Annotated in this window: 3 protein-coding genes and 1 pseudogene; 3 read left to right on the top strand and 1 reads right to left on the bottom strand. The window is 58.4% G+C overall.

What is annotated here, in order from left to right; genetic code table 11:
- The 3 genes and pseudogenes from AC1DZP_RS35930 to AC1DZP_RS35920 form a co-directional block, all read left to right on the top strand.
- Positions 1–203, top strand: a pseudogene (locus AC1DZP_RS35930) (hypothetical protein); the annotation flags it as partial.
- Between the two features lie 192 nt (positions 204–395).
- Positions 396–656, top strand: a complete 261-nt coding sequence (locus AC1DZP_RS35925) for an ATP-dependent DNA ligase (RefSeq protein ID WP_477309065.1) — start codon at positions 396–398, stop codon at positions 654–656.
- A complete protein-coding gene (locus AC1DZP_RS35920) occupies positions 602–766 on the top strand; it encodes an ATP-dependent DNA ligase (protein WP_477309067.1) in 165 nt (54 codons plus the stop codon). Before AC1DZP_RS35925 ends, AC1DZP_RS35920 begins: the two co-directional genes overlap by 55 nt.
- Before the next feature lie 1,057 nt (positions 767–1,823).
- Here AC1DZP_RS35920 and AC1DZP_RS35915 read toward each other — a convergent pair.
- A partial coding sequence (locus tag AC1DZP_RS35915) for a hypothetical protein (protein WP_477309063.1) occupies positions 1,824–2,225 on the bottom strand: 402 nt, incomplete at its 5' end.

The raw sequence follows: 2,225 nt of genomic DNA, 5'->3' as shown, positions 1-2,225 counted from the left end.
GTATGGTCATCTATCGGGACGGACAGCGTCTCCATCACCGCCATCATGGCGAGCAGGCGTTTTACGACAATGGCCAGCGCGCCTGGCAGCGCCGGCATCACGGCGGCCGCGATGCGGTCGTCATCACGGGCTCGGCCGACCGTCCCATGCATCGGCATCGCCATGTCATCATCCAGCAGGACGACAACAACAACGACTACTGATCTTAGCCCTATGGCCCGGCTGCTCGATCGCGAGAGCCGGGTCATCTCATCCAATTTGCCTATTGTTCCGGAACCATTTTAGCGCATGCTAATTGAATCGCGGCTTGCGAGACAGTTCATGCGTTTGAAGTTCATCCCCCCGTTGATGCCAACCCTGGTGGAGAAGCCTCGAGGGCGACGGCTGGATTCACGGTGAAGTTCGACGGCTACCGCTCCCAGATCGTTCTCGACGGCAACATCGTCCGCATTTTCACCCGCCGCGGACTCGACTGGACGTCGGAGTATCGCGATCTAGCCGCCGCTGCCGCCTTGCTCGATGTGGAAAGCGCCATCATCGACGGCGAGATCATCGTTCTGAACGACGCCGGCTTATCTGACTTCGCCGCGCTACGGAGGCGATCACTCGGCGCCAGCAAGACCTCTATTTCGTCGCCTTCGATCTTCTGCACCTGAACGGCCACGACCTACGCGACATGCCTCTTGAAGACCGTCGCGAGATCCTGGCAAATATCGCAGCGGAAACTCGACGGCATGGCTTAAGACCAAGCCTATGCGACCGATGAATACGAGTTGCTTGGCGTTGAGCGAGAGCCCGGCAAGCCAGCCTTCGCGTTGATGGCCGATCGGGCAACCGGCAAGTATGTCGGTTCTGCCTTCATCAACTCCAGCCGCGCCATCCGCGAACGACTATGGAAGCGAGTCCAGGAGCACGCAGGACCGCCTCCCAAGGGCATGAAGCGGCCGGCCACGCAATGGGTCAAGCCTGGCCGCGCCAGACGCGTCGGCGGTGCAGGACAGCGGCCAGCTAGATCGCGCGCTGGCCAGCCCTCTGTGTGGCTGCTTCGACTAGGGCATTCGGGCTAGAATGCGCGCTTCTCGCATTTGTCTCTTTGACCAAGCGCTGAACTGCAACGGTTACAGCGCTTACGAGATCGATGAAGAAATCGGCGCAATGTTCGAAGTCATCATGCAAGGGTTGCGCTAAAGCGGACATGCGACCGTTTGGCCTGTGCACATTAAGACAAGCTTCAGCGTTTGCCGCGCGGCCTCATCCAAAAGGCTCTATTCCAACAACTCTGGCGAGAGCGATACACTCACTACTCGCGCCGTTTCCCTCAAAGTGCCGCCGGCAAAGGCTGGTACCCCTCAGTTTTTTCAGTGTCAAAAGCAGGGGCGCCAGCCACCTTCCCGCACTTGCCACCGGCTATGCGCTTCTGCTAATTTAAAGTGAAGCAGAATGAAGGAACGCAACGGTTCTGGCGATGATCGACCAGCCGGCCACAACCTACGTCGTCAGCGTGTGAAGCCGCACTGACGCACCACGCTGACCACGAAGGACAAGCAGGCTGCCTTCGATATGGCCAAAGAGATCGGCGACAAGGTTCGGGTTGAAGAGATCACGCCGAAAGCCGAATAGGCGCTAGGCATGACGGAAGGCGCGGGCTTCCTTCTTATTGATGATGCTGTGTTTCGGCTGTCAGTATAGTGGGCTCGGTCATTTCAGTGCGATAAATTCGGGAAGCAAGATTCGGGTGCCACGGGCCAGTCTGCGCAACGTTCGCGCTTTTGGAGCCGTCGACAGCGGACCCGACGCATTTCAATGATCCTCTAGGAAATCAGCTAAGTCGTTGTGTTTTCGCGGACCGCTGGTCTGCCTCTGCGGTCCGATCCTGGCAAGATATTGTCGCCTACGAGACGGTCTTCGGACGATAGTTTGGGCGGTATGAAATGACCCGTCGCGCCAATCTCGCCCAGCCAATCGTCATAGCCATCGTTCATCTTGGCTTTCAGAGCGTCAGGCTCAATTACCCCGGATCGAAACAGGCTCACGAGCCGCCGCCCGAAGTGTTCCCTTGCCGGGTGCCATTCGGGGATTCCAGCTTCGTCGCAGTAGCCTTTGAGTACGGCAGCGAGCATTGAAAGCTGCTCGGATTCTATTGGGTTGCGGTGTGGCATCGCTTTTCCCTTTGTGGGGGGCGAAAGCGTGATCGACTCTTCCAAGCGCCAGCGCCCATACAGTGG

Source organism: Mesorhizobium sp. P2_F8 (assembly GCF_056403655.1).
This window is presented reverse-complemented; position numbering and strand designations above follow the sequence as displayed.